The organism is Dactylosporangium sp. CA-152071 (assembly GCF_050936335.1).
Taxonomy (GTDB): domain Bacteria; phylum Actinomycetota; class Actinomycetes; order Mycobacteriales; family Micromonosporaceae; genus Dactylosporangium; species Dactylosporangium maewongense.
On the sequence record NZ_JBNJMZ010000001.1, the window covers coordinates 6,867,925 to 6,894,441 of the forward strand.

A 26,517-nucleotide genomic window follows, 5' to 3' on the forward strand; every position below is an offset into this window, starting at 1 on the left:
GTGGCACGCGTCGCTTTCGTCCCACTGTGCGCAGGCGTCGTGCGCAATCACGACAGTTTCGAGCATCGGGCATGCTCGAATGTCTGCTACGGTACGGGACATGTGCGGAATCGTGGGGTACGCCGGTTCGCGTCCGGCCCTGACCATCGTTCTCGACGGCCTGCGCCGGCTGGAGTACCGCGGGTACGACTCCGCCGGGGTCGCCATCGTCGACGACGTCCTGCGCACCGCCAAGCGCGCCGGCAAGCTCGCCAACCTCGAGAAGGCCCTGCAGAGCGAGGACGGCCTCGACACCGGCACCACCGGCATCGGCCACACCCGCTGGGCCACCCACGGCGGCCCCACCGACCGCAACGCGCACCCGCACCGCTCCGTCGACGGCCGGGTCGCCGTCATCCACAACGGCATCATCGAGAACTTCGCGAAGCTGCGCACCGAGCTGGAGCAGCAGGGCATCGAGTTCGCCAGCGACACCGACACCGAGTGCGCGGCGCACCTGCTGAGCTTCGAGGTCTCCCGCAGCTCGGTGGAAGACCCCGCCGAGCGGCTGGCCGACGCGATGCGGGCCGTCTGCCGCCGCCTCGAAGGCGCGTTCACGCTGCTCGCCGTCGACGCCCAGGCCCCGGGCGCCGTCGTCGGCGCGCGCCGCAACTCGCCGCTCGTCGTCGGCCGCGGCGAGGGCGAGAACTACCTCGCCAGCGACGTCGCCGCGTTCATCGAACACACCCGCGAGGCCGTCGAGCTCGGCCAGGACCAGGTCGTGCTGATCACCGGCGACGCCATCGTGATCACCGACTTCCTCGGCAACCCCGCCGAGGGCAAGGACTTCCACATCAACTGGGACATCTCCGCCGCCGAGAAGAGCGGCTACGACTACTTCATGCTCAAGGAGATCGCCGAGCAGCCGCACGCCGTCGCCGAGACCCTCCTCGGGCGGCTCAACGAGCAGGGCGACCTGCTGCTCGACGAGGTGCGCCTCACCGACCAGGACCTCCGCGACGTCGACAAGGTCTTCATCGTCGCGTGCGGCACCGCGTACCACGCCGGCATGGTCGCCAAGTACGCGATCGAACACTGGACCCGCATCCCCTGCGAGGTCGAGCTCGCCAGCGAGTTCCGCTACCGCGACCCCGTCCTGGACCGCTCCACGCTCGTCGTGGCCATCTCCCAGTCCGGCGAGACCATGGACACCCTCATGGCCCTGCGGCACGCGAAGGAACAGAAGGCCCGCGTCCTGGCCATCTGCAACACCAACGGCTCCACCATCCCGCGCGAGTCCGACGCCGTCCTGTACACCCACGCCGGCCCCGAGATCGCGGTCGCCTCGACCAAGGCGTTCCTGACCCAGCTCGTCGCCTGCTACCTGGTCGGCCTGCACCTCGCGCAGGTCCGCGGCATCAAGTACGCCGACGAGGTCGGCGCCGTCGTCGCGCAGCTGCAGGAGATGCCGCAGAAGGTCGAGCAGGTCCTGGCGATGATGGAGCCGATCCGCAAGCTCGCCCGGGAGCTCGCCGACGCCAAGAGCGTCCTGTTCATCGGCCGGCACGTCAGCTACCCGGTCGCCCTCGAAGGCGCGCTCAAGCTCAAGGAGCTCGCCTACATGCACGCCGAAGGGTTCGCCGCCGGCGAGCTGAAGCACGGCCCGATCGCCCTCATCGACGAAGGCACCCCCGTCGTGTGTGTGGTGCCGTCGCCCCGGGGCCGCGGCGTCCTGCACGACAAGGTCGTCTCCAACATCCAGGAGGTACGGGCGCGGGGCGCTCGCACGATCGTGATCGCCGAAGACGGCGACACGGCGGTCGAACCCTACGCCGACCACCTCTTCCACGTGCCGGTCACCCCGACGCTCCTGGCGCCGCTGGTCACGACCGTGCCGCTGCAGGTCCTCGCCTGCGAGATCGCGTCGGCCCGCGGGCACGACGTCGACCAGCCGCGCAACCTGGCCAAGTCGGTTACCGTCGAATAGGCGTATGTGACAGGCTTGGCGCTGTGATCGTGTCATGAGAGCCGCCTGGCGGGTGGCGCAAGTCCGTGCGGCCGAAGAGGCCCTCATGAAGACCCTGCCCGGCGGTGCGCTCATGCAGCGCGCCGCCGCCGGCCTCGCCAGGCGCTGCGCGCAGACCCTGCCCAAGGTGTACGGCAGCCGCGTCCTGCTCCTCGTCGGCCCGGGCAACAACGGCGGCGACGCGCTCTACGCCGGCGCCTTCCTCGCCCGCCGCGGCGTACACGTCTCGGCGCTGGTCCTGGACCCCTCCCGCGTCCACACCGGGGCGCTCGCCGCCCTGCAGGCCGCCAGCGGTGTCATCGGGTCTTCTTTCGCCGGCGGGTTCGATCTCGTGGTGGACGGCATCCTGGGCATCGGTGGCCGCGGCGGCCTGCGCGAACCGGTCGCGAGCCGCGTCGCCGACGTCGCCGGCGCGCTGCGCGGCACCCCGGTCATCGCCGTCGACGTGCCGTCCGGCGTGGACGCCGACACCGGCGCCGTCACCGGCATGGCCATCCACGCCGACATCACCGTCACCTTCGGCGTCCTCAAGCCCGGCCTGCTCGTCGGCGCCGGTGCCGTCCACAGCGGACTCGTCGAGCTCGTCGACATCGGCCTGACGCCCTTCCTCACCGGCGACCCCGCCTGCTACGTGCCCGACGCCGCCGACGTCGCCGCCTGGTGGCCCCGCCCCACCGCCGACGACAACAAGTACTCCCGCGGCGTGGTCGGCGTCGCGACCGGCTCCGACGAGTACCCGGGCGCCGCCGTCCTCTCCGTCGCCGGCGCCCTGGCCGGCCCCGCCGGCCTCGTCCGCTATGCCGGCGGCGCGGCCCCACTCGTCCGTACCCAGCACCCGACGGTCATCGCGAGCGACCGGGTCGCCGACGCCGGCCGGGTCCAGGCCTGGACGTGCGGCAGCGGCATGGGCACCGACGAGCGCGCCTACGCCGAGCTGCGCACCGTCCTCGGCGCGCCCGTCCCCGCCTGCCTCGACGCCAGCGCCCTCACCCTGCTCGTCGACGCCCGCATGGCGGACTGGCTCCGCGACCGCGACGCCCCGACCGTCGTCACCCCCCACGACGGCGAGTTCCAGCGCCTCGCCGGCGGCGCCCCCGGCGACGACCGCATGGCCGCCGCCGCGCACCTCGCCGAGCGCATTGACTGCGTCGTCCTGCTCAAAGGCAACCGCACGATCGTCGCCACCCCCGACGGCCGCGTGTACGTCAACCCGACCGGCACCCCCGCCCTCGCCACCGGCGGCACCGGCGACGTCCTCGCCGGCCTGCTCGGCTCCCTGCTCGCCGCCGGCCTGCCCGCCGAACAGGCGGCGGTCGGGGCCGCCTTCACCCACGGCCTCGCCGGCCGCCTGGCCGCCACCACCGGCCCGGTCACCGCCGCCGACGTCGCCACCCACCTCCGCGAGGCGGTGTCAACCCTGCACCCCTGATCCCCTCCGGCAATCTGCCCCGACACGCCGATCCCAGTCACGCTGCGTGTTCGCCCGCCGGCCGGGAACTGGGGTTGAGCCGGGTGGTGGGGGCACCGCTTAGGCTTAGGCGCATGTGGCAGGCTCAGGTCCGGATCGACCTCGACGCGATCCGGCACAACGTGGCGACCCTCAAGGGGATGCTGCGGCCTGGGACGGCCCTGATGAGCGTCGTGAAGGCCGATGCGTATGGGCACGGCATGCTGCGCGTCGCGGAGGCCGCTGTGCGGGGCGGGGCGACCTGGCTCGGCACCGCCACGCTCGACGAGGCGCTGGCGCTGCGTGAGCACGGCGCCGGCGGCGGGGTGAAGATCCTTTCGTGGTTGCACAGTCCCGGGCGGCCGCTGGGCGAGGCGGTCGCGGCGGACGTGGACCTGTCGGCGTCGTCGATCGACGCGCTGGACGAGATCGTGGACGCGGCGCGGAAGATGCGGCGGGTCGCGGCGGTGCATCTGAAGATCGACACGGGGTTGTCGCGGAACGGGGCGGGGCGCGGGGACTGGCCGGCGTTGGTCACGGCGGCGGCGAAGGCGCAGGCCGACGGGCAGGTGGAGATCGCGGCGATCTGGAGTCACTTCGCGTGCGCGGACGAGCCGGGGCACCCGTCGATTCTGCGGCAGCAGCTGGCGTTCGACGAGGCGCTCGACGTGGCGGCCGGGCTGGGGGTCGAGCCGCCGCTGCGGCACTTCGCGAACTCCGCGGCGGCGCTCACGCTGCCCGAGAGCCACTTTGAGCTGGTTCGAGTGGGTTTGTCCACGTATGGACTCTCGCCGATTCCGGGTGGCGCGCCTGACCTGCGGCCCGCGATGAGTGTCCATGCGCGCGTGGCGCTGGTGAAGGCCGTCCAAGCCGGCGAAGGCGTGTCGTACGGCCACACGTACAAGATTCTCAAGGACACCAACCTGGCGCTGGTGCCGGTCGGGTACGCCGACGGGGTGCCACGCTCGGCGAGCAGCCGCGGGCTCGTCCACATCGGCGGGAAGGTGCGCCGGGTCGTCGGACGGGTGTGCATGGACCAGATCGTCGTGGACTGCGGCGACGACGACGTCCGCGCGGGCGACGAGGCCGTGCTCTTCGGCGCCGGCACGCGCGGGGAGCCGACCGCCGACGACTGGGCCGTGGCCGCCGACACGATCAACTACGAGATCGTCACGCGGATGGGCAGCAACAGAACGCCGCGGGTGTACCTGGGAGAGAGCGCATGACGGGTAGCGAGGTCGAGAAGAGCAGCCGGCGCCGGAAGGTCGGGATCATCGGCGCGATCCTCGGTGTGGCCGCCGCTGGTGTCGCCGCAGGGGTCGCGACCGAGCGGTACCTCGTGCACCGGTCCAAGAGCGCCGACGACGTCTACGCCGACGAGGAGTTCGGCGTCTGGGACTCCGACGAGGAGCTGACCGTCACCACCGACGACGGCATCGAGCTGCACGTCGAGATCGTGGACGGGCCGGAGGACGGGCCGGACGACGCGCCCACGCTGGTGTTCGTGCACGGGTTCTGCCTCGACATGGGCACGTTCCACTTCCAGCGCAGGGCGCTGGAGGGCAAGCACCGCATGATCTTCTACGACCAGCCCGGCCACGGCCGCTCCGGGAAGCTCCGCAAGGGCGAGTACTCCCTCGACGCCCTCGGCGCGGGGCTCCGCGCGGTCCTGCAGGCGGCCGCCCCGACCGGCCGGGTCGTCCTGATCGGCCACTCCATGGGCGGCATGACCATCATGGCGCTGGCCGAGCAGGTCCCGGAGCTGTTCGAGTCGCGGGTCGACGCCGTCGTGCTGATCTCCACGTCCGCCGGCAAGCTGGACCAGGTCACGTTCGGCCTGCCGGAGGTGGTCGCGAAGTTCAAGCGGCCGCTGCTGCCGGTCGTCGGCATCGCCGGACCGATCAGCTCCGGTGTCGTCGACCGCGCCCGGCGGGCGTCCACCGACCTCGCGTGGCTGCTGACCCGCCGGTACGGCTTCGGCACCGCCCGCCCGAGCCCCGCCCTCGTCTCGTACGTCGAGAAGATGAACACCACCACGTCGACGGACGTGATCGCGCGGTACCTGCGGACCCTCTACACCCACGCCCGGCTGCTGGTTCTCGGGCCGCTGCGCAAGGTGCCGGTGCTGCTCGTCTGCGGCGACCGGGACGTGCTCACCCCGCTCACCCACACCCGCGAGATCGCCGCGGTGCTGCCGGAGGCGGAGCTGGTCGTCGTCGCCGACGGCGGGCACGTCGTGATGCTCGAGCACGCCGAAGAGGTCAACGACGCCATCGAGACGTTCCTGAAAAGGGTCCAGGACCGGTGACGCAAGCGGTACAGCTGCCGACAGCCGCCGACACGCACGAGTTCGGGCGGAAGCTCGCCGCGGTCCTCCACGCCGGGGACATCGTGCTGCTCACCGGACCGCTCGGCGCCGGCAAGACGGCGCTCGCGCAGGGGATCGGCAAAGGGCTGGACGTGCAGGGCGCGGTGACGTCGCCCACGTTCGTGATCGCCCGCGTGCACCGTCCCGTCGTCGCCGGGCGCCCCGCGATGGTGCACGTCGACGCGTACCGCCTCGGCGACGTCAAGGATCCCATCGGGGAGCTCGACGCCCTCGACCTCGACGCCACCGTCGAGGACTCGGTGACGCTCGTCGAATGGGGCGAGGGGTTCGTCGAGCACCTCGCCGACGACCACCTCGAGCTGCGCCTGACCCGCCACGACGACGACACGCGCACCGTCACCGTCGTCCCGCACGGCGCCGGCTGGCCCGCCCGGGTGGCACATCTCGTACCGGCGAAGAAAACGCCATGAAGCAGCGCTGAAGCCTAGGCGGGCTGCAGGACTTCCCAGACGTCGATCGATGTGCCTTCGTCGTCGGTCCGGCGGGCCAGCAGGTGCCGCCCCTGGTGGCAGAACGCGGTCCGGACCTGCCGCGCCGGCGACAGGTCCGCGCGGAACACCTCCGCCTCCGTCTCGACGTCCCGCACGCACACCGAGCCGTCGAGCACCGCGGCCCGCAGCCGCCCGTCGGGGCTCGCCATCTCGGTCGCGAACGCGTCCGCGCGGCTCGTGCCCGTGTAGCCGGCGAACCGCCGCATCAGGTCCTCCCCGACGATCCGGTCGAGCCGCGCCCCGGTCGCCAGGTCCCACACGGTGGCCACGTCCCGCCGGTACCGGCCGACGCTCGCCGCACCCTCACCGGACGCGACGAGCCGCCACTCGCCCTCGTTGACGAGGACCGCGTCGGGCCGGTGCCCGTCGGAGAAGCTGCTGGTCATGCGCCCCGACAGGACGTCCCACACGGCGAAGTGCCCGTCGGCGTCCCAGGTGACCAGCGACAGCTGCTGGTTGGGGCCGAGCGCCACCTGCCCGTGCTGCGGGCGGCCCGCGCCGCGACCGGGGCGCAGCTCCGTGACCAGCGCACCGCTGTCGACCGCGCGGACCTTCACGTACTCGCCGGTCCGCGACCACTCGACCAGCATCCGGCGGTCCGGCATCAGCAGCCAGTCGCCCGCGACCCGCAGGTGGTGCCGCTTCGCGAGCTGGAACCGTTCGGCGGTCGGCACGATCCGCACGTGCGCCGCGGCCGCGCCCGACACCACCATGCCGCCGACCGGCACGCGGTGCTCCAGCAGCACCCCGCCGGTGCGTCCAGCGGTGAGGTCGAAGACCCGGTCGTCGGCGGTGCGGACCTGCGCGAGCGGCGCGCCCGCCGGATACGGCTCGCCCTCCTTCGCCAGCCAGCGCACCAGCCGCCCCCGCCCGCCGGGGACCGTCCACGCGAGCGGCTCGACCCGCCACGGCGCGGGGTCCGCCGGCAGCGTCCGCGTCCCCCTGTCGCCGGCCAGCCGGGCCGCGCCGCGCAGCACCGCCAGCTCCGGCTCCGGCGGCCGTGTCACCGGACGGCCGAGCCCCGCGTGCAGCGCCTGCGCCACCCCCGGCAGGTGCGAGCAGCCGCCGTCGAGCACCACGGCCGCCAGCTCCGCCGGCACGATCCCGGCGCGCGCGACCACCGCCCGGCAGCTGGCGATCAGCCATCGGTTCGCCGGTTCGGTCAGCTGCTCCAGGAGGTTCCGGCGGATGGTGTACGGCGGAGCTCCCGGCTCGACCTGGTCCGTCGCCTCCGGCGCCTCGCTCAACCGATGCTTGAGCCTGCGCACGATGTCGAGGGCGTGGAAGTTGGCCCGCACGCTGGTGTCGCCGCCGGCCGCGAACGCGGGCTCCACCCACTCCGCCAGGGTGGCGCGCAGGTCCGCGGCGAGCACCACGTCGAGGTCGCGCCCGCTGCCGGAGCTCTCCTGGCTCAACGGCACCGCCATCCCGCGCTGCACCTGCGTCAGCGTGGCGCTCCAGGTCGCCCCGAGGTCGCAGACCAGCACGTACGCGCCGTCAGGCAGGTCCAGCTGCGCCAACGGGTCGGCGACCGCCGCCGACGGGTCGTGCACCAGCTCCACGTCCGGGAACCCGGCGACCGCCGCGGCCGTCACCAGCATCTCCCTGCGCGGGTCGTGCGTCCGGTACGCCGCCGGCACCGTCACCGCGAGCCGCCTGACGTCGCCGTGCTGCCGCCGCGCCTCCTGGACGACCGCGTCGAGCGCCGCCGCGACCAGCTCGGCGCCGTTGACCAGCTGGTCGCCGAGCCAGATCGGGGCGTTCGCGTCGACGGCCCGCCGCACCCCGTCGACGTAGTGCCGGGGGTGCTGGTTCCTGAGCTGCTCCCCGGCGACCAGCCGCTTGCTCGCCGGGTCGAGGCTCGCACCGCCGGGCCAGCGGGCGGCGCCGGTCGCCGGATCCCGCACGAGATGCAACTGGTCCCGCGTGACGACGGCGGCGGACAGTGCCCAGGACCCCAGGTCCACGACCAGGACCGGCTCAGTCATACCGCTCTCCCTGCCGCGCGCGGGTCGATGTCGGCCGATGCTAGGCCTGGCTCGTTGCGGGCCTGTTAACTGACGCGGACGACGACCGCGGGAAGTGTCGGACCCGGTCGGTAGAGTTGGCGGCGTGCTGGTGATGGTGGTGGACTCCTCGACGCCCGCGGTGACGGCCGCGCTCGTCCGCGTCGACGAGCTCGCGGTCACCGTCGTCGCCGAGCGCGTCACCGTCGACGGCAAGGCCCACGGTGAGCTGCTCGCCCCGCAGATCCATGCGGTCCTCGCCGAAGGTCAGGTGGCGCCCGGCGACCTGGCCGCGGTCGTCGCCGGCACCGGCCCCGGCCCGTTCACCGGCCTGCGCGCCGGCATGGTCACCGCCGCCGCCCTCGCCCACGCCCTCGACGTCCCGGTCTATGGCGTCTGCTCCCTCGACGGCATCGGCCACCCTCTCCCCGGCCGCGTCCTCGTCGCCACCGACGCCCGCCGCAAGGAGATCTATTGGGCCGTCTATCACGACGGCACCCGCGTCACCGGCCCGGCCGTCGACAAGCCCGCCGCGGTGGCCGCCGGTGGAGGCCTTGTCGTCGACGCGGCGGCGGGTGACGGGGCCGGGAAGTATGCCGATGTGCTCGGCCTGCCGGTGCTGCCGCTGCTGTACCCGTCCGCTCGGGCGCTCGCCGAGCTGGCCGCCGACCGGGTCCTGGCCAAGGCGCCCGGCGAGGCGCTCGTCCCGCTCTACCTGCGCAGGCCCGACGCCGTCGCGCCCGGCGAGCGGAAGCCGGCGCTGCGGTGAGCGTGCAGCTGGTCGGGCTCCGCTGGTTTCACATCGAGTCGCTGCTGCCGATCGAGGACGAGCTGTTCGGCGAGGAGCGTTGGTCCGCGGGCATGTTCTGGAATGAGCTGGCCAACGGTCACCACTATCTCGTGGCCCTCGACGGTGATCGGGTCGTCGGCTATGCCGGGCTGGCCCTCGCCCCGCCCGACGAGGCGTGGATCCAGAATGTCGGGGTCCGCAAGGACGCGCAGCGGCAGGGCATCGGTCGGCGGCTGCTCGAGGCGCTGCTCGACGAGGCGGCCCGGCACGGCATCCAGCAGGTGCTGCTCGAGGTCGCCGTCGACAACCTGCCCGCGCAGAAGCTGTATGCCGGCTACGGGTTCGAGGGTGTCGGCGTCCGCAAGGGCTACTACCAGCCGAGCAACACGGATGCGTTGGTGATGAGACGTGAAGACTGAGCCCCTCGTCCTCGGCATCGAGACGTCCTGCGACGAGACGGGCGTCGGCATCGTCCGCGGGCACACGCTGCTCGCCGACGAGGTCGCGTCCAGCGTGGAGGAGCACGCGCGGTTCGGCGGGGTCGTCCCCGAGGTCGCCAGCCGCGCGCACTTCGAGGCGATGGTCCCGACCGTCCAGCGCGCCCTCGACACCGCGGGGATCACGCTCGGCGACGTCGACGCGATCGCCGTCACCGCCGGGCCCGGGCTCGCCGGTGCGCTGCTCGTCGGTGTCGCCGCAGCCAAGGCGTATGCGCTCGCCGCCGGCAAACCGATCTATGGCGTCAACCACCTCGCCGCGCACGTCGCCGTCGACACCCTCGAGCACGGCCCGCTGCCCGAGCCGGCGATCGCGCTCCTCGTCTCCGGCGGCCACTCGTCGCTGCTGCGGGTCGACGACCTCGCCGGCCGGGTCGAGCCGCTCGGCGCCACCATCGACGACGCCGCGGGGGAGGCGTTCGACAAGGTCGCGCGGCTGCTCGGGCTGCCGTTCCCGGGTGGCCCGCCGATCGACCGCGCCGCCCGCGATGGGCAGATCGTCATTCCGTTCCCGCGTGGGCTGACCGCCGCCCGGGACCTGGTCGAGCACCGGTTCGACTTCTCGTTCTCGGGCCTGAAGACCGCGGTCGCCCGCTGGGTCGAGGCCCGGCAGCGCACCGGCGAGCCGGTCCCCGTCAACGACGTCGCCGCCAGCTTCCAGGAGGCGGTCTGCGACGTGCTCACCGCCAAGGCCGTCGACGCCTGCCTCGCCGGCGGCGTGCGGACCCTCGTCATCGGCGGCGGCGTCGCCGCCAACTCCCGCATCCGCGCCCTCGCCCAGGAGCGCTGCGACAAGCACGGCATCACGCTGCGCGTCCCGCGCCCCAACCTCTGCACCGACAACGGCGCCATGGTCGCCGCCCTCGGCTCCCACCTCGTCGCCGCCGGCACCACCCCGGGCCGGCTCGCCCTGCCCACCGACTCCGCGATGCCGATCACCCTCGTCACCGCCTGACCACCAGCACCCCTGCACAGCGGAATCCACCGCCCTACGAGCACGGCCGCCCGCCGGCCGGAGCCGTTTGCGTTGGAGCGGCCGTTGGCGGGAGCGGCTGTTCGGCGGGCGGAGTCGTTCGGTGGGAGCGGCCGTTCGACCTGCACGGCGGAATCCACCGCCCGCCGGAATCCACCGTTCGACGGCGGCCGTCCGGCGGGGGAGCCGTTTGGCGGGAGCGGCCGTCCGACCTCACAGCGGAAGCGACCGCCCGCCGGAATTCACCGTTCGACGGGAGTGGCCGTCTGGCGGGAGGAGTTGTTCGACGGGAGTGGCTGTTCGGCGGGGAGCCCGTTTGGCGGGAGCGGCCGTTCGATCTGCACAGCGGAATCCACCGTTCGCCGGGAGCGGCTGTTCGGCGGGAGGAGCCGTTTGGTGGAGTGGCTGTTCGATGGGGGCGGCCGTTCGGCGGGAGGAGCACGAACAGCAGGAGTGGCCGACCGGCGGGTGCAGCTCGAACAGCGGCAGTGCTGGACTGGCGGGAGTTGTCGGCCGCCGGGGTGCAGGTTGAACAGCGGTAGTGGCGGACCGGCGGGGGTGGGCAGACCGGTGGGAGCGACTCGACTTGGACAGCGGGAGTGGCAGAGCGGTGAGCTGACCGATCGGTGGAAGCCGCCTGCGTCGCCGATCGGTGGGAGTCGTTGACCGGTGGGAGCAGCTTGAACAGCGGGGTTGGCCGGCCAGCGGGAGTGGCGAATCGGCGGGAGCTGCTGATCTGTGGGAGCGGCTCGACGTGGACGGTGGGAGTGGCCGGGCGGCGGAAGTTTGGACCGGTGGGAGTCGGCGGCCGCTGGGAGCGGCTGCGAGCCAGAGCGGTCAGCTGGTCAGGAGTAGCCCGACCAATCGGAGCGGTCGGCCGGCAGAAGTGATGGACCAGTTGAGCGGCCGGTGGGAAGGAATCGCCCGCCCAGCCGGGGCGGTCGGCTGGCAGAAGAGGCGTGACCCACTGGAGCAGCCGGTCCGCAGAAGTGGGCCGACCAGCCAGAGCAACCAGTCCGCCGCAGCGGCCGGCCAGTCAGAGCAGGCGGCTCGCAGGGGGCGGTCGGTGGGGTGGCATGGTGGGCAGGAGCGGGAAGGACGGTGGGAGTGGCATGGGAGTAGAGTCCAGCGCCGTGATCGTGCGCATGTGGGAGGTCCGGGCGCACCCGGAGGCGTTCGACGAGCTGCTGTCGTGGGTGTGTGAGGCGATGCTGCCCAAGGTCGAGGTGCATCCGTTGCACATCAGCAGTGAGGTGTACTCGTCGACGGACCATCGGCTGGTGGTGATCGCGAAGTGGCGGGGGAGCACGCCTGAGGAGTTCGCGGACCCGCCGTCGCATCTCGTGTCGCGGCGGCCGCAGGCGTGGGACTTCACCGAGGTCGACCGCTGAGGACGGGCCGCGGGGGCGGTCCGGCGGGCGGAAAATGTAAGGCGTCCGACCGGTCTTCCGGGTTACCGTCGGCGGGCCATGAAACGGTTGCCGATCGACGAGCCGGGGGAGCCTGACAGCAGGTCCGCCGCGCGGTTTCTGCTATGGGTGCTGCGGCACCAGCTGCCGACGATCATCGCGGGGATCGCGCTCGGGATCGTCTGGATGGTGAGTCAGGCGCTCGTGCCGGCGGCGCTCGGTGCGGGGGTCGACGCGTTGACCAGCCATGACCGGGGTGCGCTGGGCGCGGCGGGCGGGGCGCTGCTCGGGCTCGGGACGGTGACCGCGGTCAGCGGCATCATGCGGCACCGGTTCGCCGTCACGAACTTCCTGTCCGCCGGGTTCCGGACCATGCAGGTCACCGCCCGGCACGCGACGCGGCTCGGGGCGACCCTGCCGAAGAAGGTCGCCACCGGCGAGGTCGTGAGCATCGGCACCACGGACTTCGACCATGTCGGGTATGCGATGGACGTCACCGCCCGCGGTGGTGGGGCCGTCGTCGCGATCGTCGTCGTGTCCGTGCTGCTGCTCGACGTGTCGGTGCCGCTCGGGCTCGTCGTCGTCATCGGCGTGCCGCTGCTCGTGGCCGTCGTCGGGCTGCTGCTCAAGCCGCTGCACCAGCGTCGCCGCGCGCAGCGGGAGCTCGCCGGCGCGCTCACCGGCCGCGCCGCCGACATCGTGTCGGGGCTGCGGATCCTGCGCGGCATCGGCGGTGAGGATGTCGTGTCGGGGCGGTACAGGACCGAGTCGCAGCAGGTGCGCGCCGCCGGCATCCGGGTCGCGAAGGTCGAGACGCTCCTCGAAGGCGCCCAGATCCTGCTGCCGGGGCTGTTCGTCGCGCTGGTCACGTGGCTCGGCGCCAGGTTCGCCGTCGCGGGCAAGATCACGCCGGGTGAGCTGGTCGCGTTCTACGCGTACGCGGCGTTCCTCGTCAGCCCGCTGCGGACGCTCACCGAGGTCGCGGAGAAGGTGACCCGCGGGCACGTCGCCGCCGGCCGGGTCGTGTCGCTGCTGCGCGTCGAGCCCGAGCTGCACGACCCCGCCCGTCCGGAGGCGCCGCACGACGGCGACCTCGAAGACCCCGGGTCGGGCTTCACCGCGGGCCACGGCCGGCTCACCGCCATCGCCGCCGCCCGCCCCGAGCACGCCGCGGCCATCGCCGACCGGATCGGCCTGCTCGACCCCGGGTCGGAGGCGAGGCTGCTCGGCGTGCCGCTGCGGACCATGCGGATCGACGACGTCAGGTCGCACGTGGTCGTCGCCGACAACGACGACCGGCTCTTCCGTGGCCGGCTCCGCGACGAACTGGGCGGCCACCAGACCACCAAGAGCGACACCGCAGTGCTGGGCGCGCTGGAAACGGCCGCGGCGCAGGACATCGTCGACGCGCTCCCCGACGGGCTCGACACGGAGGTCGCCGAGCGGGGGCGCGACTTCTCCGGCGGGCAGCAGCAGCGGCTGCGGCTCGCCCGCGTGCTCGCCCTCGACCCGCCGGTCCTGGTGCTCGTCGAACCCACCAGCGCCGTCGACACCCACACCGAGGCCCTCATCGCGCGGCGCCTGCCGGCCGCCCGCGCCGGCAGGACCACCGTCGTGTGCACCACCAGCCCGCTGCTGCTGGACCGGGCCGACGTGGTCGCGTTCGTCGACGCCACCGGCCGGGTCGCCGCCACCGGCACCCACCGCGAGCTGCTCGCCACCTGCCCCGCGTACAGCGCGACCGTCACCAGGGAGGAGGACGCCTGATGCTGCTGCCCGTCGCCTCCGGCGCCGAGGTCCGCGCGTACCTGCGGCGGCTCGTCCGCGAGCACCCGCGGATGCTGGCGCTGGTCGTCACCCTGCACGTCAGCGCCGCGGTCGCCGGCCTCGTCACCCCGCGCCTGCTGGGCGACCTGGTCGAGAAGACCTCCGCCGGCACCACCACCTGGACCGTCGACCGGATCGCGCTCACCATCACCGGTTTCGTCGTCGCCGTGTCGGTACTGGTTCGCTACGCCAGACTCGCCTCCGCCCGCCTCGGCGAACAGGTCCTCGCGACGCTGCGGGAGGAGTTCGTCGACCGGGTCCTCGCCGTCCCGCCGTCCACGGTGGAGCGTGCCGGCACCGGCGACCTGCTCACCCGCGCGTCCCGTGACGTCGAGGGGACCTCGGACACGGTCCGGTTCGCCGTGCCGGAGGTCGTCGTCGGCATCCTGCAGGTCATCCTGACGATCGGCGCCGTCGCGCTCGTGTCGCCGCTGTTGCTGCTGCCGGCCCTCGTCGCCGTGCCGATCCTGTGGGGTGCTTCGCGCTGGTACTTCCGGTGGGCGCCGGCCGGATACCTCGCGTCCAGCGCCGCGTTCGCCGAGCTGACCGACGGGCTCGCCGAGACCGTCGAGGGCGCCCGGACCGTGGACGTCCTGCGGCTGCGGCGGCGCCGGGTCGAGCGCACCCAGGAGCATCTGCGCGGCCTGTACGACCGGAACATGTACACGCTGAAGCTGCGCACCGTCTGGTTCCCGCTGACGGAGTTCGGCTACGCGCTGCCGGGCGCGGTCACGCTCGTCGCCGGCGGGTGGTTCGTCGCGGAGGGGTGGGCGACGGTCGGTCAGGTCACCGCGGCCGTCCTGTACTTCCTGGCGCTCATCGACCCCCTCGACCGGGTCCTGTCGTGGTTCGACCACCTGCAGGTCGGGTTCGCCTCGTTCGCCCGGATCGTCGGCGTCCAGTCGGTGCCGGTCCCCGCCACCGGTGCCGCCGCGGTCCCCGCCGACGAGCGGATCGTCGCGCGAGGGGTGCGGTACGCGTACGTCGACGGCCGTGACGTCCTGCACGGCATCGACCTGGAGGTCCGGCCCGGGGAACGGCTCGCGATCGTCGGCCCGTCCGGCGCCGGCAAGTCCACCCTCGGCCGGCTCCTCGCCGGCATCTACCCGCCGGGCGGCGGCACCGTCACCATCGGCGGCGTCCCGCTGTCGGACCTGCCGCTGTCGTCGCTGCGCCGGCATGTCGCCCTCGTCACACAGGAGCACCACGTCTTCCTCGGGACCGTCCGCGACAACCTCGTCCTCGCCCGCCCGTCCGCGACGACCGCGGAACTCCGGCACGCGCTCGCCACCGTCGACGCCCTCGACTGGGTCGACGCCCTGCCCGCCGGCCTCGACACCGTCCTCGGCGAGCCGCCGCTGTCCCCGGCCCAGGCGCAGCAGCTCGCCCTGGCCCGGCTCGTCCTCGCCGACCCGCACACGCTGGTCCTGGACGAGGCGACGTCCCTCATCGACCCCCGTGCCGCCCGCCACCTGGAGCGTTCACTGGCGGGCGCGCTGCACGGGCGGACCGTCATCGCCATCGCGCACCGGCTGTTCTCCGCCCACGACGCGGACCGGGTCGCCGTCGTCGAGGACGGCCGGATCACCGAGCTCGGCACCCACGACGACCTGGTGGTCGCCGGCGGTGCCTACGCCGCCCTGTGGCGGTCCTGGCACGGCACCACCCACCAGCCCACGGCGTAGGGGGTCAGTGGAACGCGGCGTAGACGATGCCCAGCAGGACGGCCGCGACCAGCGCGATCGCGAACACCCACAGCACGTGCCGGTCGTTCGACGTGCCCGCGGGCGCCGGCGTCGGTGCCGGCGGGAGCGCCGGCAGGTCGTGGGTGGCGGCGCGCAGCTCGGCGAGGGTCTTCGCGGCGAGGACGGTGTCGCAGCGGTCGGCGAACTCGTCCAGGGTGAGGCGGCCGGCCTGGGTGTGGTGCTGGAGCGCGTCGATCACCCGCCGGCGGTCCTCGTCGGAGGCACGCATGGCCGGTGCGTGCGGGCGGGCCTCGTCCGGCGGGGGCATGGTCAGTGGGTCGCGATGGGGGCGAGGACGGCGCCGGTGACCTTGACGAGGTCGTCGGGGGCGAGCTCGATCTGCAGGCCGCGCCGGCCGCCCGAGACGTACATCGTGGACAGTCCGGACACCGAGGCGTCGATGACGATCGGAAGCCGGGAGCGCTGGCCGACGGGGGAGATGCCGCCGGTCACGTAGCCGGTGGCGCGTTCGGCGGCGGCGGGCTCGGCCATCGCGGCGCGTTTGCCGCCGACGGCGGCGGCCAGGGCCTTCAGGTCCAGGGACGCGGAGACGGGCACGACACCGACCGTGAGCTGCCCGTCGACGGTGGTGACGAGGGTCTTGAAGAGGCGGTCGGGCGCGACGCCGAGGGCGGCCGCGGCGGCCTCGCCGTAGGAGGCGGCCCGGGGGTCGACCTCATACGTGTGTGGAGTGAACACGATCTTCTGCCGCGCCAACAGTGCGGTCGCCGGGGTGCCCTTGCTCGCCACTGGCCCACAATAGCGAGATGCAGATCGGTGCCGTCCAGATGTACCTGGGCTTCGGGCACATCTTCCTGGGCGCCACCAGCGGCCGGGACATGTCCGTGTTCGACGGCGACGGGCCGATCACGGCGACGGACCGGCACGTGCGGGTGGCGGCCAGGCCGCAGGTCGGGCTGGTCAGGGTCAGGTTGTGGCAGGGGGCGGGGCCGCGGGTCGGGCGGCTGGTGTTCGACGGGGTGCTGGACCTGCCGGACGCGCGGTTCTGCGTGGAGGAGGCGACGGGGCTGTCGCGGTTCGTGACGAAGGTCAGCTCGGTGGAGCCGCGGGTGCTCGTCGCCGTCGACGACCCGGGGCACGCGTCGCGGATCGACGTGGTGCTGGAGCCGGAGTTCGTGCCGCGCAGCGCGCAGGTGTGGACGTCGGGCGATCCGCCGTTCCCGAAGCTGACGGTCGCGCCGACCGCGCCGCGGCACCGGGCGGACGTGTTCGCCGACGCGCTCGCCGGGCACGACTTCCCGCGGCGGCGGCTGGCGGCGGCGCTGACGGTGATGGCGGAGGAGCGGCGGGTCCGGGGGTCGGAGCAGATCGTCGCGTTCTTCATCAACGACGTCGTCGAGTGGCTGCGGTGGCTGCACGAGCGCGTGACGTGGGACATGTGCCGGGAGTCGGGGCGGATGCTCACGGAGCAGCTGGGCCGCCGCCCGCCGGAGGACCTCGCCGACGACGTCCTCATCGACCTCCAGCGGCGCCTGGGGCAGCAGCTCTACTGAGCGACGGGCCGCAGCAGGAGGACGGCGGGGGCGCCGGCGACCCTGGTCAGCGCGATCACCGCGGGCCGGGTGCCAGACAGGCGCAGCGACCTGCGCAGCTTCTCCACGTCCAGGGCCGAGCCGCGTTTCAGGATCGTCAGGGAGCCGACGTCGAGGGCGCGCAGCGCCGCCCGGAGCCGCTTCAGGGCCACCGGCAGCTGGTCGAGCACCTCGTAGCAGCGCCCGAACGGGGTCGGCACGGCGGAGGCGGTGTAGACGTAGGCGATGGTCGGGTCGGCGATGACGCCGTCGACCGTGGCGGCGAACTCCGCGACGAGATGCGACCGCACCACCGCCCCGTCAGGGTCGTACACGAAATTTCCGACCTGTCCGACAGGTGCGGCGGTCGTGCCGGAACCGGTCAGCGAGAAGACCTGTGATCCCTGGAACAGGGTCGCGCGGCGGGGAGCGGCCGCGAGGGGGCCGCACCAGGCGGCGGCCTCGACCACGTCACCGTCGACCGAGACCCATTCCCCTTCCGCGCCGGGCGGCAGCAGCGCGTGGTCGATGCCGGGCGCGAGCTTCAGCACCGTCATCGGCACCCGCGCCGCCAGGCCGACCACGAAGTCCCACGGCGGCGAGTAGGCGCGGGGGTCGAACACCCGCCGCCCGCCGGACGTGCGCCTGGCGGGGTCGCAGAACACGGCGTCCACCTCGTCGAGGGGCACCTCGGTCGCGTCGCGGGCCTCCACCAGTACACCGGCCGCCAACCCCAACGCGTGGACGTTGGCCGACGCCGTCGAGGCCGTCTCCGGCGAGGCGTCGACCGCGTGTACGCGCAGCCCGGCGCGGGCGAAGGCGATCGTGTCGGCACCGATGCCGCAGCCGAGGTCCGCGACCCGGGTGGCGCCCGCGGCGGCGAGCCGGGCCGCCCGCCGGGCCGCGACGGGAGCCCTGGTCGCCTGCTCGAGGCCGGCGCGGGTGAAGTGCATCACCGCCGCGTCGGCGCCGAACTTCGTGACCGCCTTGCGCCGCAGCGCCACCTGGGTGAGCGCGGCGGCGGCGAGGTCGGGTGGGAAGCCGGCCGCCCGCAGCGCCGACGCGGCGGCGAGCGGGTCGCCGTCAGGGAGTGCGGCCGCGGCCTGGATCGCCTGTTCGAGCATGCGTCTATGAAATCCCTAGGATGCCCCCGGCCTTGCCGAGGCTCTTGCGAACCTTGAAGGTATAGCTGTCGCCGGCGTTCGACGAACCGTGCACGAGCCAGTAGTCGCCCTTGTCCTCCTTGGGCTGGCCCTCGGTCCAGTTCGGCGGCGCCTTCTTGCCGCCGTAGCTGCCGGCGATCGACTGGCTGGAGTAGCTGGCCATCCGGGCGGTGTTGCCGTTGTACCAGGCGTTGACGAAGCTCTGCACGTAGCTGGACGCGTCCGACGGGTACTCGGTCTTCTCGATGACGACGTCGGTGATGGCCTGCGGCTTGCCCAGGTTGTGCTCGTCGATCGTGACCTGGAGCTGGTCGCCGTGGTCGTTGCGCAGGACGCACTCGGAGCCGTCCTTCTTCACGTACTTCCAGTTGTGGTCGGCGCCCTTCTCGATGTACTGGAAGTTGGACACGGCGCCGCTGCTCGCGAGCTGCTTGATCCGGTTCATGTCGTTCTTGGTCCAGGCGGACACGGCGGCCTGGCAGTAGCCCTTGGCGTCACCCGGATAGGTGGGTCCGGCGGCGCTCTTGTCCGCGACCGGATCCTGGGTGCCGCCGGTCCCGCCGGTGCCCCCACCGCCGGGCGACGCCGAGGCGCCGCCGGGGCCCTCGCCGAACTCGGCCGAGTTCGAGGGGCCGTTGCTGGCCTCCGCGGCAACGTCGCCGCCGTCCTTCTTGCCGCAGGCGGCGAGGGACCCCATGGCCAGGGTCGCGACGATCAACGTGCCGAGCAGCCTCTTCATACAGGTGAGCGTAGATCGGTATGTGATGTCGGGCCGCTGTCCGTCGCGTAGCCGACGACGGGTGATTTCGTGGCGTGTTTGGCACTCTCCTTGACGGAGTGCTAGCCAGCGACATAACCTCCGATTAGCACCCTCGACATGAGAGTGCCAGCCAACCGGCTGGAGCCGGCACCCGCGACGACGGCTTCACCGGGCACTCGATAGCGTAAGAAATCGATACCCCAGGAGGGTATGCCCGTGACTACCGCGACGAAGGTTGCGATCAAGCCGCTCGAGGACCGCATCCTGGTCCAGGCCAACGAGGCTGAGACGACCACCGCCTCGGGCATCGTCATCCCGGACACCGCCAAGGAGAAGCCCCAGGAGGGCACCGTCCAGGCTGTGGGCCCCGGTCGCATCGACGACAAGGGCAACCGGGTCCCGATCGACGTCAAGGTCGGCGACACCGTCATCTACTCGAAGTACGGCGGCACCGAGGTCAAGTGGGGCGGCCAGGAGTACCTCGTGCTCTCCGCCCGTGACGTCCTCGCGGTCATCGAGAAGTGACCCAGACCAAGTAGATCAGTGGCCACCGCCCCGGATCCGTGCGCAGGAGCGCTGCGGCCGGGGCGGTGTCGCTTTGAAGGGACATCACACGCATGGCGAAGATCCTGAGCTTCTCCGACGATGCGCGGCACCTGCTGGAGCACGGCGTCAACCACCTGGCCGACACGGTCAAGGTCACGCTCGGCCCGCGCGGTCGCAACGTCGTCCTGGACAAGAAGTTCGGTGCCCCGACGATCACCAACGACGGCGTGACGATCGCGAAAGAGATCGAGCTCGCCAACCCCTATGAGAACCTCGGCGCCCAGCTGGTCAAAGAGGTCGCCACCAAGACCAACGACGTCGCCGGCGACGGCACCACCACCGCCACCGTGCTGGCCCAGGCGCTGGTCCGCGAGGGCCTGCGCAACGTGACCGCCGGCACCAACCCGGCGGGCATCAAGCGCGGCATCGACCAGGCGACGGCCGCCGTCGTCAAGGCGCTCAAGGAGAAGGCGACCCCGGTCGCCAGCCACACCGAGATCGCCCAGGTCGCCACCATCTCCGCGCAGGACGCCACCATCGGCGACCTGATCGCCTCCGCGATGGAGCGCGTCGGCCGCGACGGCGTCATCACGGTCGAGGAGGGCTCGACCCTCACGACCGAGCTCGAGGTCACCGAGGGCATGCAGTTCGACAAGGGCTACATCTCCCCGCACTTCGTGACCGACGTGGAGTCGCAGGAGGCGGTGCTCGAGGACACCTACGTCCTCGTCACCACCCAGAAGATCGCCGCCATCGAGGAGCTGCTGCCGCTGCTGGAGCAGATCGTCAAGGACAACAAGCCGCTGCTGATCATCGCCGAGGACGTCGAGGGCCAGGCCCTGTCGACCCTGGTGGTCAACGCCATCCGCAAGACCTTCAAGGTCGTCGCGGTCAAGGCGCCCGGCTTCGGTGACCGGCGCAAGGCGATGCTCCAGGACATCTCGATCCTCACCGGCGCCGAGCTCGTCGCCCCCGAGCTGGGCTACAAGCTCGAGTCGGTCGGCACCGAGGTCCTCGGCAAGGCCCGGCGCGTCGTCGTGGGCAAGGAGCTCACCACGATCGTCGACGGCGCCGGCGAGCAGAGCGAGGTCTCCGGGCGGGTCGAGCAGCTCCGCAAGGAGATCGAGGCCTCCGACTCCGACTGGGACAAGGAGAAGCTCAACGAGCGGGTCGCCAAGCTCGCCGGTGGGGTCGCGGTCATCAAGGCCGGCGCCGCCACCGAGGTCGAGATGAAGGAGCGCAAGCACCGCATCGAGGACGCGATCTCCGCGACCAAGGCCGCGGTCCAGGAGGGCATCGTCCCCGGCGGCGGCGCCGCCCTGGCCCAGGTGCTCCCGGTCCTCGACGGCGACCTCGGCCTGACCGGCGAGGAGAAGGTCGGCGTCTCGATCGTGCGCAAGGCGCTCGTCGAGCCGCTGCGCTGGATCGCGCAGAACGCCGGCTTCGACGGTTACGTCGTCGTCGGCAAGGTCGCCGCGCTCGACTTCGGCCACGGCCTCGACGCCGCCACCGGCGAATACGTCGACCTGGTCAAGTCCGGCATCGTCGACCCGGTGAAGGTGACCCACAGCGCGGTCTCCAACGCCGCCTCGATCGCCGGCCTGCTGCTCACGACCGAGAGCCTGGTCGTGGACAAGCCGGTCGCCCCCGAGCCCGCCGCCGGTGGCGGTCACGGCCACGGGCACGGCCACGGCCACTCGCACGGCCCGGGCTTCTGAGTTCTGAGCGTCGGAAGAAGGGCCCGGTCCTGTGACCGGGCCCTTCTTCCTTATGGATCGATTACCGCCCTTGGTGGGTGGTGGTGCGCGGCGCAGACTGGAGCCGTGCTCAGCAAACGGAACGGCGCGCTCGCCGGCATGGCCGCCGCAGGGGTGGCGCTCGGCGTCGCCGAGGTCGTCTCGATCCTGACCGGCGCGACCACCTCCCCGCTCGTTTCCGTCGGCGGGGTCGTGATCGACGCGGTGCCCGCACCCGTGAAGGACTTCGCGGTCGCGGTCTTCTACACGTACGACAAGATCGCGCTGCAGGCCGGGACGCTGCTGATCCTCGCCGTCTTCGCGGCGGTCGTCGGGATCCTGTCGCTGCGCCGGATGATGTACGGGTATGCCGGGATCGGCCTGTTCGCCGTGATCGGCGTCCTGGCGGCGATGACCCGCCACGACGCGCCCTGGTACGCGTTCGTGCCGACCGTCGCCGGGGCGCTCGCCGGCGCGGGCGTGCTGCGGTGGCTGCTGGTCCGGCCGCCGATCGAGTCGTATGAGCAGCGCCGCTTCTTCCTGCGCGCCGCCGGGGGCACGCTCGCGGCCGCGTTCGTCGCCGGCTTCACCGCCCGCTGGTGGGCGACCCGCCGCAACGTCGAGGCCGACCGGGCGACCGTGCGGATTCCCGTCCCGCCCGACACGGTCGCGCCGCTGCCGTCCTCGGCGGACGCCAATCTGCCGGATCTGGCGCCGTTCGTGACGCCGAACAAGGATTTCTACCTCATCGACACGACGCTCGTCGTGCCGCAGGTGTCGTCGCAGGACTGGACGCTGCGCATCCACGGCCGGGTCGAGAAGCCGCTGACCCTCACGTTCGAGGAACTGCTCAGGCGGCCGATGATCGAGCGGTACGTGACGCTCGCCTGCGTCTCCAACGACGTCGGCGGCGGCCTGATCGGCAACGCGAAGTGGCAGGGCGTGCGGATCGCCGACCTGCTCGACGAGGTCCGCCCGAAGGCCGGCGCCGACCAGGTGGTCAGCAGGTCCGTCGACGGATGGACGGCCGGCACCCCGACCGCGCTGCTGCGCGACGGGCGGGACGCGATGCTCGCGATCGCGATGAACGGCGAACCGCTCCCGATCGAGCACGGATTTCCCGTTCGAATGGTGGTGCCCGGCCTGTACGGATATGTGTCGGCCACGAAATGGCTCGCCGAGCTGGAACTGACGTCGTTCGCCGACTTCGACGCGTACTGGATCAATCGCGGCTGGGCCCGGGAAGGGCCGGTCAAGACGCAGTCGCGGATCGACACACCCCGCGACGGCGGCCGGCCCGCGGCCGGCCAGGTCGTCATCGCCGGGGTCGCCTGGGCCCAGCACCGCGGCATCTCCAAGGTCGAGGTCCGCGTCGACGACGGCCCCTGGCAGCAGGCGAAGCTCGCCGCCGTGCCGTCGATCGACACCTGGCGGCAGTGGACGCTGCCGTGGACCGCGACGCCCGGCAAGCACCGGCTGACCGTCCGCGCCACCGACAACGGCGGCGACACCCAGACAGACGCCGTGGCGCCGCCGGACCCCGACGGCGCCACCGGATGGCACTCGGTGCAGGTCGAGGTGCGCTGACCTGCACATGCCCGCCGGCGCGGCCGGCGGCTCGTACTTGGAGACTCGCTCCCCGCCGTTACCGGGCGGCGGGGCGGGCGCGGTCGGTGCCGGCGCGGCGCCGCTGGGACGGCACGCTGGGCGCCGGGTGGGTGCGGATCGTGCGCAGCTGGATGGGCGGCGGCGAAGGACGCAGCCCGAGCTTCGCCTCCAGGCGCGACACGTCGACCTTCTCCTGGCCCCGCACGGCGCAGTCCTCCCAGCCGACGGCCAGCAGCCGCAGGCGCTCGCCCTCGCTGAAGCCGCCCCACACGCCGTACGGCTCGCGGGTCGCCAGGGCCTGCGCGGCGCACTGCGCCCGGACCGGGCACGCCCGGCACACGTTCTTCGCCGCCGCCTCACGCCGGCCGCGTGACGCGCCACGCTCGCCGTCCGGGTGGAAGAACTGCGCGCTGTCCCGCCCGCGGCACAGGCCGAGACGTTGCCAGTCCCACATGTCCGCGATCGGGCCGGGCAGTCGAGTCACATTCGTCATTCGCCCCTCCTTCCTAGCTTGCGGGCCGGAATTCGCGAGTGGCACAAACCCTGTACAACGCGCGAGACCGCCGCAGGTAACGGGATGTCGTCGGTCAATTTCTCGTAGGCCAATCGCGGCGAAACCACGTCTAGATCTCGCCATTTCGTGTTTCTCTCTTTGAGAGAGAGGAGCACGACGGTGCGTACGATTTTGGTGTGTGTGCGAACACAGGTCGCGGCACAGACGGTCGCCGCGGCCGCGGCCAGGCTCGGAGTGGCACACGCGGTGCGGACCGCCGTCACGATGGTCGAGGCCCTGGCCCGCCTGAGTGAGCAGCCCGCGGACCTGGTGCTGGCCGACCCGACCCTCGCCCGGCCCGACAGCGCGGAGTTCTCCCGCCGCGTCCTGGCGGTGTCGCCGGGCTCGACGGTGGTCTTCTTCGGCACGGAGGAGCCCCGCGCGGCGGCGGCGGCGATCGCGGCCGGTGCCAGGGCGGTCATCCGGGTCGACACGGCGGACCCGGTCACGACGCTCGCGAAGGCGGTGCTGCTGGTGCTGAGCCAGGTCGGCCGCGGCAGCAACGGCGAGCCGGTCCTGCCCGCGCGGGTCGGCACGCCGGCCCAGACGCCCGGCGGGATGCTTCCGGCGGGCCGGGGGCTGCCCGGTGCGGCGAGGACGGCGGTCGGGGTGCCCAACGCCCGCATCGTGGGCGCCGGCGTGCCGCAGCAGCGCGGCGACATGCCCGGCGAACCGCCGCGGCGGCGCGTCGAGCTCACCGAGCGCGAGCTGCAGGTGCTGCGCGGCATGGCGGACGGCAAGAGCAACGCCGAGATCGGCCGGGAGCTCTTCGTCTCCGAGGACACGGTCAAGACGCACGCTCGCCGGCTGTTCCGGAAACTGGGAGCACGCGACCGGGCACACGCCGTAGCGGCGGCCTTCCGTGCCGGGTTGGTGAGCTAGCGTCGCGTGCCATGCCGCGTCGGTACCCCGCGCGCGGCAAACCTAAACGAAGGTGCCCGCGGACTCAGCCTTCGTTGTCGTCCGTGGCGCTCGCGAGTGCGTCGTGGACCCCGTCAGCGTAACCCCGCGCGTACTCCCATGTGACGTAATGGTCCGGGTCCGGGTCGAAAGCCGGCTCGTGCACCCGCGGCCGGCCCGACGTGAGCAGGTGCTTCAGGTTTCCCCGCAGCAGGTCCCAGTCGAAGTAATGCGGCTCGTGGCAGTCCTCACACTCGATGACGAGCCCACGGACACCGATCGCCGTGAGCAGCGCCTGGTAGATCTCGAGGTCGGCAAGGTCCTCGAGAACGTCCTGGCGCTCGGCGGCGGTCAACGGGTCGTCGGCACCGCTGTCGTCGAGCTCGGCCGAAGGATCGGCCGGGTCACCGGCGAACGGGTCGATGGGCTCTTCGTGCACGCCTCAACGGTAGCCCTAATACCGGCATGTGTGGGGCTCGGTGTGCGGAGCGGTAGTAAGCCAGGGCACGTCCGGCTATGGCGGAGGGGGTGCGCCGTCGGGGCGGAAGTACGATGAGACGCACCCGCCGGAGACCGAGAGCTGGGATGCGCTTCATGGATTTCTCGCCGCGACCTGACGTGCTGTCACGTCCTTCCGGCAGCTCCGAGCTGCCTTTGGGCCTGACCTTCGACGACGTGCTGCTGCTTCCGGGCGAGTCCGACGTCGTGCCGAGCGCCGTCGACACGTCGAGCCACGTCACCCGCAACATCACCCTGCGCATCCCGCTGGTCTCCAGCGCGATGGACACGGTGACCGAGGCCAGGATGGCGATCGCCATGGCGCGCCAGGGCGGCATCGGCACGCTGCACCGCAACCTGTCGATCGACGACCAGGCGCAGCAGGTCGACCTGGTGAAGCGGTCCGAGGCCGGGATGGTCACCAACCCGGTGACCTGCTCGCCCGACGACACCCTCGGCGAGGTCGACAAGCTCTGCGGGCGATACCGGATCTCCGGCGTCCCGGTCGTCGACGGCGCCGGCCAGCTCGTCGGCATCGTCACCAACCGGGACATGCGCTTCGTCTCCGACCCGGCCACGCCCGTCCGCGAGATCATGACCGTCGCCCCGCTCTACACCGCGCCCGTCGGGGTCAGCAAGGACGAGGCGCTCGCGCTGCTGCGCAAGCACAAGGTCGAGAAGCTGCCCATCGTCGACGGCTCCGGCAAGCTCCGCGGCCTGATCACGGTCAAGGACTTCTCCAAGAGCGAGAAGTTCCCGCACGCCACGAAGGACGACGCCGGCCGGCTCCGCGTCGCCGCCGCCGTCGGGGTCGGCGACGACGCCTACAAGCGGGCCCGCACCCTCATCGACGCCGGCCTCGACATCGTCATGGTCGACACCGCGCACGGGCACAACCGGCAGGTCGTCGAGATGGTCGCCCGGCTGAAGAAGGAGACCACCGTCGACGTCGTCGGCGGCAACGTCGCCACGTATGCCGGCGCGAGGGCCCTCGCCGAGGCGGGCGCCGACGCGGTCAAGGTGGGCGTCGGCCCCGGCTCCATCTGCACCACCCGCGTCGTCGCGGGCGTCGGCGTGCCGCAGATCACCGCGATCATGGAGGCCGCCCGGGCCTGCGCGCCGCTCGGCGTGCCGGTCATCGGCGATGGTGGCATGCAGTATTCCGGCGACATCGCCAAGGCGATCGTGGCCGGCGCCAGCACCGTCATGCTCGGCAGCCTCCTCGCCGGCTGCGAGGAGAGCCCCGGCGACCTGATCTTCATCAACGGCAAGCAGTTCAAGTCCTACCGGGGCATGGGCTCGCTCGGCGCGATGCAGTCCCGTGGCCAGGCCCGGTCCTACTCCAAGGACCGCTACTTCCAGGACGACGTCCTGTCCGACGACAAGCTCGTCCCCGAGGGCATCGAGGGCCAGGTGCCCTACCGTGGCCCCCTCGCCGCGGTCGCCCACCAGCTCGTCGGCGGGCTGCGCTCCGGCATGGGCTTCGTCGGCGCCGCCACCGTCCCCGACATGCACGAGCGGGGCCAGCTCATCCGGATCACCGCGGCCGGGCTCAAGGAGAGCCACCCGCACGACATCCAGATGACCGTCGAGGCACCCAACTACCACTCGCGGTAGACACCCCTAGCAGGGCTTAAACAAT

Annotated in this window: 23 protein-coding genes and 1 pseudogene; 17 read left to right on the forward strand and 7 right to left on the reverse strand. The window is 72.5% G+C overall.

Translation table 11 applies throughout. From position 1 onward, the window contains the following. Positions 1-100: 100 nt before the first annotated feature. From glmS to tsaE, 5 genes are all read left to right on the forward strand, one after another. Positions 101-1,966, forward strand: coding sequence for a glutamine--fructose-6-phosphate transaminase (isomerizing) (glmS, locus tag ACQEVZ_RS30980; protein ID WP_344501807.1), 1,866 nt, complete (start codon positions 101-103; stop codon positions 1,964-1,966). 34 nt (positions 1,967-2,000) lie between these two features. Then, a complete protein-coding gene (locus ACQEVZ_RS30985; RefSeq protein WP_433372982.1) occupies positions 2,001-3,434 on the forward strand; it encodes an NAD(P)H-hydrate dehydratase in 1,434 nt (477 codons plus the stop codon). 113 nt (positions 3,435-3,547) lie between these two features. After that, a complete protein-coding gene (gene alr / locus ACQEVZ_RS30990) occupies positions 3,548-4,678 on the forward strand; it encodes an alanine racemase (protein WP_433372985.1) in 1,131 nt (376 codons plus the stop codon). Beyond that, positions 4,675-5,760 carry an alpha/beta fold hydrolase gene (locus ACQEVZ_RS30995; protein WP_344501804.1) on the forward strand — a complete coding sequence of 362 codons (1,086 nt, stop codon included), beginning with the start codon at positions 4,675-4,677 and terminating at the stop codon, positions 5,758-5,760. Before alr ends, ACQEVZ_RS30995 begins: the two co-directional genes overlap by 4 nt. Then, a complete protein-coding gene (tsaE, locus tag ACQEVZ_RS31000; RefSeq protein ID WP_354890835.1) occupies positions 5,757-6,251 on the forward strand; it encodes a tRNA (adenosine(37)-N6)-threonylcarbamoyltransferase complex ATPase subunit type 1 TsaE in 495 nt (164 codons plus the stop codon). The genes ACQEVZ_RS30995 and tsaE overlap by 4 nt, the downstream gene beginning before the upstream one ends. Positions 6,252-6,265: 14 nt before the next feature. Here the strand turns inward: tsaE and ACQEVZ_RS31005 are convergent, their stop codons facing one another. Next, positions 6,266-8,320 carry an Hsp70 family protein gene (locus tag ACQEVZ_RS31005; protein WP_344501802.1) on the reverse strand — a complete coding sequence of 685 codons (2,055 nt, stop codon included), beginning with the start codon at positions 8,318-8,320 and terminating at the stop codon, positions 6,266-6,268. 124 nt (positions 8,321-8,444) lie between these two features. Here ACQEVZ_RS31005 and tsaB point away from each other — a divergent pair, with 124 nt between their 5' ends. The 6 genes from tsaB (at position 8,445) to ACQEVZ_RS31035 (ending at position 15,519) form a co-directional block, all read left to right on the forward strand. After that, a complete protein-coding gene (gene tsaB, locus ACQEVZ_RS31010) occupies positions 8,445-9,107 on the forward strand; it encodes a tRNA (adenosine(37)-N6)-threonylcarbamoyltransferase complex dimerization subunit type 1 TsaB (RefSeq protein WP_433372990.1) in 663 nt (220 codons plus the stop codon). Then, complete coding sequence (rimI, locus tag ACQEVZ_RS31015; protein ID WP_433372993.1) at positions 9,104-9,547, forward strand: ribosomal protein S18-alanine N-acetyltransferase; 444 nt, start codon at positions 9,104-9,106, stop codon at positions 9,545-9,547. Before tsaB ends, rimI begins: the two co-directional genes overlap by 4 nt. Next, positions 9,537-10,580, forward strand: coding sequence for a tRNA (adenosine(37)-N6)-threonylcarbamoyltransferase complex transferase subunit TsaD (gene tsaD / locus ACQEVZ_RS31020; protein ID WP_433372996.1), 1,044 nt, complete (start codon positions 9,537-9,539; stop codon positions 10,578-10,580). The genes rimI and tsaD overlap by 11 nt, the downstream gene beginning before the upstream one ends. A 1,151-nt stretch (positions 10,581-11,731) precedes the next feature. Beyond that, positions 11,732-11,989 (forward strand): hypothetical protein, encoded by a 258-nt coding sequence (locus tag ACQEVZ_RS31025; RefSeq protein WP_344501918.1) that lies wholly within the window; start codon positions 11,732-11,734, stop codon positions 11,987-11,989. Positions 11,990-12,067: 78 nt separating this feature from the next. Continuing rightward, positions 12,068-13,774 carry an ABC transporter transmembrane domain-containing protein gene (locus ACQEVZ_RS31030; protein ID WP_433372999.1) on the forward strand — a complete coding sequence of 569 codons (1,707 nt, stop codon included), beginning with the start codon at positions 12,068-12,070 and terminating at the stop codon, positions 13,772-13,774. After that, positions 13,774-15,519, forward strand: a complete 1,746-nt coding sequence (locus tag ACQEVZ_RS31035) for an ABC transporter ATP-binding protein (protein WP_433373002.1) — start codon at positions 13,774-13,776, stop codon at positions 15,517-15,519. Before ACQEVZ_RS31030 ends, ACQEVZ_RS31035 begins: the two co-directional genes overlap by 1 nt. Before the next feature lie 4 nt (positions 15,520-15,523). Here the strand turns inward: ACQEVZ_RS31035 and ACQEVZ_RS31040 are convergent, their stop codons facing one another. Together ACQEVZ_RS31040 and ybaK are read right to left on the reverse strand one after the other, a co-directional pair. Next, a complete protein-coding gene (locus ACQEVZ_RS31040; RefSeq protein ID WP_344501796.1) occupies positions 15,524-15,847 on the reverse strand; it encodes a DUF1707 SHOCT-like domain-containing protein in 324 nt (107 codons plus the stop codon). Between the two features lie 2 nt (positions 15,848-15,849). Next, entirely contained in the window at positions 15,850-16,329 is a 480-nt protein-coding gene (ybaK, locus tag ACQEVZ_RS31045) for a Cys-tRNA(Pro) deacylase (RefSeq protein ID WP_344501795.1), read from the reverse strand. 17 nt (positions 16,330-16,346) lie between these two features. Between ybaK and ACQEVZ_RS31050 the strand changes: the two genes are divergently transcribed. Further along, positions 16,347-17,093 carry a hypothetical protein gene (locus ACQEVZ_RS31050; RefSeq protein WP_344501794.1) on the forward strand — a complete coding sequence of 249 codons (747 nt, stop codon included), beginning with the start codon at positions 16,347-16,349 and terminating at the stop codon, positions 17,091-17,093. Here ACQEVZ_RS31050 and ACQEVZ_RS31055 read toward each other — a convergent pair. Beyond that, positions 17,087-18,235, reverse strand: a complete 1,149-nt coding sequence (locus ACQEVZ_RS31055) for a class I SAM-dependent methyltransferase (RefSeq protein WP_433373008.1) — start codon at positions 18,233-18,235, stop codon at positions 17,087-17,089. The genes ACQEVZ_RS31050 and ACQEVZ_RS31055 overlap by 7 nt on opposite strands. A gap of 4 nt (positions 18,236-18,239) precedes the next feature. Continuing rightward, a complete protein-coding gene (locus ACQEVZ_RS31060) occupies positions 18,240-19,013 on the reverse strand; it encodes a hypothetical protein (RefSeq protein ID WP_433373011.1) in 774 nt (257 codons plus the stop codon). A 231-nt stretch (positions 19,014-19,244) separates the two neighbouring features. Between ACQEVZ_RS31060 and groES the strand changes: the two genes are divergently transcribed. The 3 genes from groES to ACQEVZ_RS31075 all read left to right on the forward strand — a co-directional run bounded on the left by groES (position 19,245) and on the right by ACQEVZ_RS31075 (position 22,903). Then, positions 19,245-19,559, forward strand: coding sequence for a co-chaperone GroES (gene groES, locus ACQEVZ_RS31065; protein WP_203845131.1), 315 nt, complete (start codon positions 19,245-19,247; stop codon positions 19,557-19,559). Positions 19,560-19,651: 92 nt separating this feature from the next. Beyond that, on the forward strand, positions 19,652-21,298 hold the full coding sequence (gene groL, locus ACQEVZ_RS31070; protein ID WP_433373015.1) for a chaperonin GroEL: 1,647 nt from the start codon (positions 19,652-19,654) through the stop codon (positions 21,296-21,298). Between the two features lie 105 nt (positions 21,299-21,403). Beyond that, positions 21,404-22,903 carry a molybdopterin-dependent oxidoreductase gene (locus ACQEVZ_RS31075; RefSeq protein ID WP_433373018.1) on the forward strand — a complete coding sequence of 500 codons (1,500 nt, stop codon included), beginning with the start codon at positions 21,404-21,406 and terminating at the stop codon, positions 22,901-22,903. Between the two features lie 175 nt (positions 22,904-23,078). Here ACQEVZ_RS31075 and ACQEVZ_RS31080 read toward each other — a convergent pair. Continuing rightward, positions 23,079-23,417: pseudogene (locus ACQEVZ_RS31080) on the reverse strand (WhiB family transcriptional regulator); the annotation flags it as partial. Between the two features lie 180 nt (positions 23,418-23,597). On the opposite strand from ACQEVZ_RS31080, the gene ACQEVZ_RS31085 reads away from it, so the two are divergent. Beyond that, positions 23,598-24,359, forward strand: coding sequence for a helix-turn-helix domain-containing protein (locus ACQEVZ_RS31085; RefSeq protein ID WP_344501790.1), 762 nt, complete (start codon positions 23,598-23,600; stop codon positions 24,357-24,359). Between the two features lie 64 nt (positions 24,360-24,423). Here the strand turns inward: ACQEVZ_RS31085 and ACQEVZ_RS31090 are convergent, their stop codons facing one another. Further along, entirely contained in the window at positions 24,424-24,816 is a 393-nt protein-coding gene (locus tag ACQEVZ_RS31090) for a DUF5319 domain-containing protein (RefSeq protein WP_327008183.1), read from the reverse strand. A 155-nt stretch (positions 24,817-24,971) separates the two neighbouring features. Here ACQEVZ_RS31090 and guaB point away from each other — a divergent pair, with 155 nt between their 5' ends. Further along, entirely contained in the window at positions 24,972-26,492 is a 1,521-nt protein-coding gene (gene guaB, locus ACQEVZ_RS31095; RefSeq protein WP_433377095.1) for an IMP dehydrogenase, read from the forward strand. Positions 26,493-26,517 lie beyond the last annotated feature (25 nt).

Coding starts and splice junctions, on each gene's coding strand:
- glmS (WP_344501807.1), top strand. CDS start 101: ATGTGCGGAATCGTGGGGTACGCCGGTTCGCGTCCGGCCCTGACCATC.
- ACQEVZ_RS30995 (WP_344501804.1), top strand. CDS start 4,675: ATGACGGGTAGCGAGGTCGAGAAGAGCAGCCGGCGCCGGAAGGTCGGG.
- ACQEVZ_RS31050 (WP_344501794.1), top strand. CDS start 16,347: ATGCAGATCGGTGCCGTCCAGATGTACCTGGGCTTCGGGCACATCTTC.
- ACQEVZ_RS31030 (WP_433372999.1), top strand. CDS start 12,068: ATGAAACGGTTGCCGATCGACGAGCCGGGGGAGCCTGACAGCAGGTCC.
- ACQEVZ_RS31055 (WP_433373008.1), bottom strand. CDS start 18,235: ATGCTCGAACAGGCGATCCAGGCCGCGGCCGCACTCCCTGACGGCGAC.
- guaB (WP_433377095.1), top strand. CDS start 24,972: ATGGATTTCTCGCCGCGACCTGACGTGCTGTCACGTCCTTCCGGCAGC.
- groL (WP_433373015.1), top strand. CDS start 19,652: ATGGCGAAGATCCTGAGCTTCTCCGACGATGCGCGGCACCTGCTGGAG.
- ACQEVZ_RS30985 (WP_433372982.1), top strand. CDS start 2,001: ATGAGAGCCGCCTGGCGGGTGGCGCAAGTCCGTGCGGCCGAAGAGGCC.
- ACQEVZ_RS31060 (WP_433373011.1), bottom strand. CDS start 19,013: ATGAAGAGGCTGCTCGGCACGTTGATCGTCGCGACCCTGGCCATGGGG.
- ACQEVZ_RS31005 (WP_344501802.1), bottom strand. CDS start 8,320: ATGACTGAGCCGGTCCTGGTCGTGGACCTGGGGTCCTGGGCACTGTCC.
- alr (WP_433372985.1), top strand. CDS start 3,548: ATGTGGCAGGCTCAGGTCCGGATCGACCTCGACGCGATCCGGCACAAC.
- groES (WP_203845131.1), top strand. CDS start 19,245: ATGCCCGTGACTACCGCGACGAAGGTTGCGATCAAGCCGCTCGAGGAC.
- ACQEVZ_RS31035 (WP_433373002.1), top strand. CDS start 13,774: ATGCTGCTGCCCGTCGCCTCCGGCGCCGAGGTCCGCGCGTACCTGCGG.
- ACQEVZ_RS31040 (WP_344501796.1), bottom strand. CDS start 15,847: ATGCCCCCGCCGGACGAGGCCCGCCCGCACGCACCGGCCATGCGTGCC.